Annotated in this window: 6 protein-coding genes and 1 pseudogene; 1 reads left to right on the top strand and 6 read right to left on the bottom strand. The window is 57.3% G+C overall.

Features of this window, described 5'->3' with window-relative positions; genetic code table 11:
- Positions 1 to 178 (bottom strand): annotated as a pseudogene (locus tag MA04_RS21780) (IS4 family transposase); the annotation flags it as partial.
- An 898-nt stretch (positions 179 to 1,076) separates the two neighbouring features.
- Positions 1,077 to 1,829, bottom strand: coding sequence for an SDR family oxidoreductase (locus MA04_RS21420; RefSeq protein WP_262462781.1), 753 nt, complete (start codon positions 1,827 to 1,829; stop codon positions 1,077 to 1,079).
- 97 nt (positions 1,830 to 1,926) lie between these two features.
- Here MA04_RS21420 and MA04_RS21415 point away from each other — a divergent pair, with 97 nt between their 5' ends.
- Positions 1,927 to 2,901: an AraC family transcriptional regulator gene (locus tag MA04_RS21415; RefSeq protein ID WP_262462779.1), complete on the top strand. Its 975-nt coding sequence runs from the start codon at positions 1,927 to 1,929 to the stop codon at positions 2,899 to 2,901.
- A gap of 1,295 nt (positions 2,902 to 4,196) precedes the next feature.
- Here the strand turns inward: MA04_RS21415 and MA04_RS21410 are convergent.
- The 4 genes from MA04_RS21410 to MA04_RS21395 all read right to left on the bottom strand — a co-directional run.
- Positions 4,197 to 5,987 carry a monovalent cation:proton antiporter-2 (CPA2) family protein gene (locus tag MA04_RS21410; RefSeq protein ID WP_262462777.1) on the bottom strand — a complete coding sequence of 597 codons (1,791 nt, stop codon included), beginning with the start codon at positions 5,985 to 5,987 and terminating at the stop codon, positions 4,197 to 4,199.
- Complete coding sequence (locus tag MA04_RS21405) at positions 5,987 to 6,886, bottom strand: pirin family protein (protein ID WP_262462775.1); 900 nt, start codon at positions 6,884 to 6,886, stop codon at positions 5,987 to 5,989. Before MA04_RS21405 ends, MA04_RS21410 begins: the two co-directional genes overlap by 1 nt.
- A gap of 60 nt (positions 6,887 to 6,946) precedes the next feature.
- Positions 6,947 to 7,243: a putative quinol monooxygenase gene (locus MA04_RS21400; RefSeq protein ID WP_262462773.1), complete on the bottom strand. Its 297-nt coding sequence runs from the start codon at positions 7,241 to 7,243 to the stop codon at positions 6,947 to 6,949.
- 89 nt (positions 7,244 to 7,332) lie between these two features.
- A partial coding sequence (locus MA04_RS21395) for a hydrolase (protein WP_262462772.1) occupies positions 7,333 to 7,877 on the bottom strand: 545 nt, incomplete at its 5' end.

Raw genomic sequence — 7,877 nt, 5'->3', positions numbered from 1 at the left:
ACATCGCCAAGGTTTCCGTTGGCGGGAAGAGTCGTTCCCGGTGGTGCTCGGGCAATAAGGATTCCAGTACATCAAAGAGCTCTGCCGAGGTGAGCAGATTGAAAAAGCGGATGGCATCCTGGCGGGACAACTGTTGTATGATCGCTTGCTGCTGAAATCGATTCTGTTTAGTATCCATGGGAGCCGATCCTTGCCAGGGTGTGGATTCTTTGGCGAGATAAACACGCCGCCACTGGATCAGCTTTTTTATTTCTGGATCAAGGCCTTATCGGCTAAGTAAGTGCCATTCAGACCTGACCCTATTCCCGCTATGTTGTTAGAGATTGTTTGCACCAACACATTCACTGGCTTTGTTGCCGTTTAGCTCAGAATAACCGCAGCTATACTTTACAAAAAAGTAGTCTGGCTGCCGATTATGGAACCGGAGCTTGCTTTCCGCCTCGCTGATGGTTGGTGCCTCACACACGGGGCAAAAGTATGAAACCGACATACCTGAAGTATGCATGATCATGGATTTAAGCCTTTGGTACATCTCAGTGGCATCTGACAACTCGGCTTCTTTCTTCCTGATAAGTTCGGAGTTGGTTTCCTTGTCAGTTCTTAGCCGTGCAATTTCATCCGTGAGCAAATTAACACGCGCGCCCAGGGCACCAGCCAATTCATCAGCACTTGCGGCAGCGGATTTTTCCCTGTGAAGAGCCAGCCTCTCCCTTAGAGACTCGATAGTTGCGCCTTTCTGAGATACAAGCAGGCGATACAGAAAAAAAATGGACGCAACGAACGTAATTTTTGATGCAATTTGCGTGTAAAAAAATTAGTTCGTTGCTCATGGAGTTCCTTGATCTCTAACAGGTATTAGGAGGTCAGCTCGAATATCCAATGAACGCGCCGGCGGCCTTCCAAGTAAGCCCTTACTACCCGTCTAGGTCAAATCATTCCCACTCGATTATAGATATAATAATAAAGCTATTTACTATCAATAAATTAAAACGCATGTATTCTTTAATGCCATTAAATACGCCATGTGCGCCATCTCATGGTTGAAAGGCGACCCCTTTCGGCCGCCGCCATTCTGGTTACAAACCTGGCTCAGTCATCCAAATCTCGGCATCTGCGCCTCCGGGAATACGTAACGGGGCAGATGGATCGGTAGCCGCCCGCCAAACTGCTTTCGCCACATCGGACGCATAGGTCACAGGACCAGAGTCGTCCTGTACGCTCTTTACGAATTGCTGAAGCATCGGTGCATAGTCCGGTTCGTCCATGCCACGCAAATGCGGGCGTGCATTAGTGCCGAAGCTGGTTTCCGGTGAACGGCCGGGCAAAACGATGTGCACGCGGACGCCGAAGGGCTCCATCTCCACCGCCAGCGACTCGGTGAAGGCGTTTACCGCCGCCTTACTTGCCCGGTAAACTCCAACGATCGGCAACGTTTTGAGCGTCACCGTGGACGTCACATTGATGACAACACCGGCCCGGCGCTGACGCATTTGCGGCACGACGGCCTGAACCATCGCCAGCGTTCCGATCGTATTCGTCTGAAACAGGGCATGGATTGTTTCTGGTGCCGTTAGCTCAACCGGGGATGGCGCGCCGAAGCCGGCATTATTGACCAGAACGTCGATTGGGCCTACCACCTCCATTGCCCGCGCGATACTTGCAGGAGAGGTGACATCAAGCTCAAGCAGGCGCAGCCGATCGGAAACCGGCAGCAAACCCTCGCAGGGCGTTCGCATCGTTGCAATCACATCCCAACCTTTTTCAACAAACAGCTTCGCTGTTTCCAGACCGAAGCCGGACGAGCAACCAGTGATCAATATCGTAGGCATAAGCATCTCCACAAAAAGTTAACGCTCTTATGATAGCGGCGAAAAGGTGGACGCAATATAATCAATAGTCGCCATTACTTTAGAAATAGTCCCGATTATGAGCGTAGACCCTCTTGCCCAAATCGTTACTCTGCTACAGCCTGCCGCCCGCTTTTCAAAGCTGGTGGAATGTGCCGACGCGTGGCGGATTCATCGTGAGGCGACGGGCGAGCCATTTTATTGCGCAATTCTTGAAGGAAGCTGCCGTGTAACCTTCGGCGGGAACCAACGATTCGTCCTCAGGGCTGGCGACTTCATACTCGCCCCGGCGATGCGGGAGCTGGTCAACGACAGTCTCAATGCACCGGACGACATGCCCTCCACATTGCCGATAAGGGTCAGCGAGGGTCATTTTCGCGTCGGGTGCCAGGATGGCCCAGCCGATCTGCGCATGCTGATTGGGCATTGCAGCTTCGGCGCGTCGGATGCGGCGCTGCTTGTTTCGCTGTTACCGGACGTGGTTCTGGTGCGCAATCGACCCCGGCTCGCCACGCTGATACAGCTGATCGGTGAGGAAACACGTGAGCGACGGGCGGCAAAAGAGCTCGTGCTGGAGAGGCTTCTCGAGGTATTGTTGATCGAAGCATTGCGATCCGGAACGGAAACCACATCCGCGCCAAGCCTGAGCCGCGGCCTGGGTGACGAACGCCTTGCGGCCGCGCTTCGTTCCATGCATGCTCACCCGGAACATTGCTGGACAGTCGCCGAACTTGCCACTGAAGCCGCGCTGTCCCGCTCAGCCTTCTTTGCAAAATTCAGCCGCATCGTCGGCCTGCCACCAATGGAATATTTGCTGGCCTGGCGTATGGCGCTCGCAAAGCAGCTATTGCGGAGCCGGGAACTCAGTATTGATCGGGTTGCCGTACAGGTGGGTTACGGATCGGCAAGCAGTTTTAGCGTTGCGTTTGCGCGATATGTCGGAATGCCCCCTGCCCGTTATGCTCGTACGCAAGCCCCGACCCCATCGGAGCTGGCGCAACACGGCAACCTGACTAAACGTGATCCTTTCGACGATCTCTCACGCCAGGATTAAACGTGCGGTTTTTCAAACAAATAATGCCTGGCTGAAAAATATGTCCGGCAATGGAGTTGTCAGAAAAAGCTAACCAGGAGTTGAACAGCAGAAGCTGGCCTTGAAGCGGTACGACAGGCATAAATGCAAGCGAAGATGCCCATTTTTTCAAACACGGCTAACAATACAATTTGATCTGGTTGGCAAGCAAGGGTGCAAAGCGGCCATGGCATATCCGGATATGGGAGCACTTGCGGAGAACTTCCCGCAAAGCCACAGCGTGCTGCATAACACAGGCCGAGACCATGTCAGGATTAGACATCGGAGCAGGGTATCGGCCCTTTTCCCGATAGTATGCCTTCGGCATACCATGAGAGTTATCATTGAAGAGGTAGCACGATAGCTATTAATTCCTTTCATAATTGAATCAATAACTAATAAAACGTATCAACTCCATTGTTAAATAAACTATTTTTCCCAATCAAATCAAAACCTCAAATAATACCTATCGAATGATACCATAAAATACCATTTCTATTTTGGTCAGCACTCATCCGTTAGCCCTAGATTGAATAGCTATCCCGCGGCTCAAGCCGCACTGCAAAATGGCCACAGAACATGGTGTCGACACCTAAACCGGCTTCCTCACATGCGAGCTCGGCAAGACGATCATAGTTTGTCGTCACAACCGGCATGCCCGCATCTGGCTTTAACAAATGCGGAATCAACTTGGCGGTAGCAGGTGGGGCCTACTCCCACTCAATCATCAACAAGAGCTCTAACCTATTGAAAGTAAAGATTTCACAAAAGATTGATTTGGGGGTTTACCGTCGCTTTTACCGTCAGCAGCCCCAGCTCTGTATTTCCGCGGCTTTATGCACTGATCTTTCTGGCGACGGCGTTTCCCACACCATTATTAACCACGTGACATATTACCAGAATTGTAGAAGAGTGCACGAGAGATAAAATCTAAGCTGAATCAAACAGCTTCACCGACCCACTGTGAACACAGCCTTACCGTCCACATAACGTCCACATAACGTTCACATAACGTTCACAGCCCAGTGTAATCATGAACGTCACCGCATCCGCTCGTCTACAGTATGGTGGCAGCCAGATGAACAGAATATGCCATCCACCAGCCATGCTTCATATATGAACAATTATTAGGGAATAACAGATCCTATATGAGTGCTTATACAACGAAGACTTGGCTAACTTTGCAAAGGCCGGCAGGATGGCGGTTCTAGGAAAAAATGGGACCGGTAACGCGAGCCAGTCGAGCGAGATCTTCAGTGTAAACTCGGGAGACGCCCCTATTCCTCACGGGCGGGATGCCTCTCGAAGAGAGGCGTAGGTTCCGGAGTTTCGGCATCGCCACGAAGCAGCTTGCGCCCGGCCTCCAGGCCACCAATCAGTTCCAGTTCCACTCGCGCTTTGTCGCGCTGCCGCACGTCGTCTATCACGTCGCTTGCTTGTTTCTCGTCGAGACCCAGCCCGGACAACACGGCGTGGCTGAATACCAAGGCGGATTCGAACGTTTCGCGGATCTCGAACTGCACTCCTGCCTTGTTGAGGCGCAGCGAATGGCCCCGGTCGAAGGCGCGGACGTAAAGCTTGGCCATGGGGAACGCCGAGCGGCACAGTTCGGCGATGCGGTCAGCGGCCTCCGGTTTGTCGACGCAGACCAGAATCGCCTCAGCGGTGTCCGCACCCGAGGCACGCAGCACATCGAGACGCGTGCCGTCTCCGTAATGGACTTTGACCCCAAAGTTGGCGGCGGCTCGGATCATGTCCACATCGTTCTCGATTAATGAGAGCTCGACACGACGGGCGAGCAATGCTTGGCTCGCCACCTGTGCGAACCGGCCGAAGCCGATGAACAAGACTCGCCCACGCAGGCCGTCAGCTTCTTCTATGCCGTCGAGGGAGACGGGTACGGATCGCCGCATCCGGCTCTGTGCGAGCAGCACGATGGGCGTGAACGCCATGGAAAGAATCACGATGGCGCTCATGACCGCCGAGGCCCGTGCATCGAAAATGCCAGCGGCCGTGGCCGCCGCATAGAGTACGAAGGCGAATTCGCCGCCCTGGGCGAACAGCGCGGTGCGATGAGCGGCGGCAGCGTGGTCGGCGCGCGCCAAGCGGGCGATGACATAGATGCCCACGGCTTTGACCGCCATGAAGGTCACCACGCCGCCGAGCACCAGACGCCACTCGTCGGCGACGATGCGCAGGTTCAGCGACATACCCACGCTGAGGAAAAACAGGCCAAGGAGGATGCCACGAAACGGCTCGATGTCCGCTTCGAGCTGATGGCGGAAGTTGGATTCTGAGAGCAGTACGCCGGCCAAGAAGGCGCCCATGGCCATGGAGAGGCCGACGCTTTGCATGAACACCGCCGAGCCCAGCACCACCAGTAGCGCCGCGGCGGTGAGCACTTCGCGGGCGCCAGCGCGGGCGATGAGCTGGAAGAACGGGTCGAGCAGCCAGCGGCCCGCCACCAGCAAGACGGCCAGGCCGGCGACGGCGATGGCGATGCCCTGCCACACGGACGGAGCGTCCACGTCTGCCGGGCTGTCGAGCGCGCCCCACAGGGCCACCAGGGCCAGCAGCGGGACGATGGCTAGGTCTTCCAGCAGCAGGATGGCGACGGCCCGCTGGCCTTCGGGGGTCGCGGTGTCGCCCTGCTCTTCCAGCAGCTGCATGATGACGGCGGTGGACGAGAGCACGAAGCCCATAGCCCCCACGATGGCGACGGGAAGGGACACGCCCGCCATCAGGGCGACCAGCGTCAGCAGCCCACCACAGGTGACCACCTGTGCCGCGCCGAGCCCGAAGATCTGCCGCCGCAGCGCCCACAGTTTGATGGGGCGTATCTCCAGCCCGATGATGAACAGGAACAGGACCACGCCCAGCTCCGCGGTGTGCAGCAGCGTTTCCGGATCGTCGATCAGCCCGAAACCGAAGGGCCCCACCGTCAGTCCGCCGGCCAGGTAGCCTAGCACGGAGCCCAGGCCGAACCACCGGGACAGGGGCACGGCGACGATGGCCGCGCCCAATAAAACAACGGCCTGTACTAGGCCAAACCCGGACGCGTCCGCCATCAATCCCCCTTCTTGTCCGACCTGGCCGGCAATGGCTCGTCGGGCAGCGGGATGAACTCGGCGTCGTCCGCGTCCGGCAGTTTCATTCTTCCGGCTTGCCAGTCCGCGGCGGCCTGTGCGAGCCGCTCCTTCGACGAGGACACGAAGTTCCAATACAGGAACCGCTCACCGACGGGCTCGCCCCCCAGAGCCATCACCGCCGAGTGTTCGACGGCGGTGACCCGCGAGGCCGCCGGGCCGAGCACCAGCATTCTGCCGGCCTCGTAGCGCCGGCCATCCAATTCCACCGTGCCGGTGGCGATATAGAGTGCGCGCTCCTTGTGGCCGGAGGGGATCTCAGCGGTGGCGCCCGCTGCCATGTCGAGGTGCGCATAGAACAGGGGAGAATGGGTTTCGGCACCGGCGGTGAGGCCATAGGCGCTGCCGGCGATCAGTTGCCCGCCCACGCCGGCGTCGTCCCATTGCGGCAGATCGGCGCCGGAATGGTGAGAGAAGGACGGTGCGGTCTCTTCCTGCTCGGTGGGTAGCGCCACCCAGGCCTGGATGCCGTGCAGGTGATCGCCCTGCACCCGGGCGTGCTCGAACCGTTCGCTGTGGGTGATGCCGCGTCCGGCGGTCATCCAGTTCACATCCCGTGGCCGGATCAGCTGTTCAGAGCCGACGCTGTCGCGGTGCATGACCTCGCCGGAAAACAGATAGGTCACGGTGGACAGGCCGATGTGCGGGTGCGGGCGCACGTCCATGCTGCGATCGATGCCGGGCGCCAGATCCATCGGCCCCATGTGGTCGAAGAATATAAACGGCCCCACCATGCGCTGCTTGGCGAACGGCAGCACGCGGCCAACTTCCAAGTGGCCACCCAGGTCACGCCGTCGCTGTTCGATGACCCTTTCAATCATGTCGGCTCTCCTGATCGGCTCTTTTCGTCAACGATGTCTCCCAGCCAGGGACAACGTGTATCAGATCACACGCTTCAATGTATGGGCGAATTCCGTCTTCTCGACGTTACTCACGCCATTAGCATGAAAGTGCTGAATGTGGGGGCCGAGCTCGTGATGTTTGGTGCGCGCTTCGATAGACGACCACTCCTCGACGAAGACAAAGCATCCAGATTCATCCTGGTCTTCGAACAGGTCATAGCGCACGTTGCCATCCTCCTTTCGCGATGGCTCGACAAGCTCCGCAAGGTCACGTCGTAGCTCGTTCTCTTTGCCCGCTTTAGCCCTGAGCCCAACGACAATGAACAGGGTTTCCATTTGTCTCTTCTCCTTTACCAAAAAGGCGGCGACCGTAATCGCAGTTGCCGCCTCATGAACGATTCGCGGCTCACAGAACCTTTGATTGCTTATTCGGCGGCCTTTTCAACATTGAAGCCGTCGAAGTTGTCGAAGACGCCCATAAAGCCCGGCACCGTCGCCTCACGTGCCCAGTCGCGCTGGAGTTCGCAGTACATCTGCACGCGACTGATGAGCTTCACACCGGCCTGCTCCATTCGCCGCAGCGCGGCCTCGTGAGCGGCCAGCGAAGTACCGCCCACCGCATCGACAGGCACGTACACCTCATAACCTTCCTGGATGGCGTCCAGTGCCGGAAAGGTCAGGCACGCCTCGGTCCAGAGCGCGGTCATGATCAGCTTCTTGCGCCCGATCGATTTGACCGCCTCCTTGAACCCGGTGTCCTCCCAACTGTTGATGGAGGTGCGATCGTAGGTCGGCAGATGGCCGAGCACGTCTTGCAGTTCCTGGATCGGCGGTTTGTTGCGGCCGGTCGCGACGTTGACGGTGGAGTGGACGATCGGCAGGTCGTAGTTGACCGCCGCCCTGGCGACGCTGGTGATGTTGAAGACCAGCTCATCGCGTGGCATGGAGCGGATCGACGACACCTGAATCG

Origin of the sequence: Alloalcanivorax balearicus MACL04, from assembly GCF_025532145.1 — a bacterium.
Lineage (GTDB): Bacteria > Pseudomonadota > Gammaproteobacteria > Pseudomonadales > Alcanivoracaceae > Alloalcanivorax > Alloalcanivorax balearicus.
The sequence above is the reverse complement of the archived record's forward strand: the minus strand, read 5'-3'. Positions and strand labels throughout refer to the sequence as shown.